The organism is Wohlfahrtiimonas larvae (genome assembly GCF_002006755.1).
In the GTDB taxonomy this organism is placed as follows: Bacteria; Pseudomonadota; Gammaproteobacteria; order Cardiobacteriales; family Wohlfahrtiimonadaceae; genus Wohlfahrtiimonas; species Wohlfahrtiimonas larvae.
This window is the reverse complement of the sequence record NZ_MVDO01000156.1, coordinates 1-480: the sequence shown is the minus strand read 5'-3', so window position 1 is coordinate 480 and position 480 is coordinate 1. Positions and strand designations below refer to the sequence as shown.

Here is a 480-nt window from a genome sequence, read left to right as displayed (position 1 = left end):
TTCAACACAGCGTAAACGATTAGTTTAAAGGCTATTGATAGGTTACTTTTTTGAAGTTAATTTCTTTTCCTCACCTTTTAAAATACGTTGAATATTCGCTTTATGACGAATGATTAATAATATATCCATGATCACGACAGCAATTACAACAGAAATGGAAGCATTGAATAACCATAAATAGATTGGAGCAATGATCGCTGCTGTTAACGCTGATAATGATGAAATTCTAGAAAGGGCAAAAACAACGAGCCATGTGCCAAATGCACACAATGCCACCCAAAGATTCAAGCCGATGATGCAGCCTAACGCAGTTGCAACGCCTTTACCACCTTTGAATTGGAAAAATACTGGAAATAAGTGACCCAAAAATGCAGCAAGTGCTGTTAAGGCAATTAATAATGATTCAGTAGGGAAGATCAATTTCACAATTACAACGGGAATTAAGCCTTTGAGTAAATCACCAACTAATGTGATGGCAGC

Annotated in this window: 1 protein-coding gene; it reads right to left on the bottom strand. The window is 36.7% G+C overall.

The genetic code is table 11. The annotated features are described in order from the left end of the window. Window positions 1–42 precede the first annotated feature (42 nt). Window positions 43–480, bottom strand: a 438-nt coding sequence (gene plsY / locus BZK14_RS08830) for a glycerol-3-phosphate 1-O-acyltransferase PlsY (RefSeq protein WP_143691420.1), incomplete at its 5' end; no start/stop codon positions are given.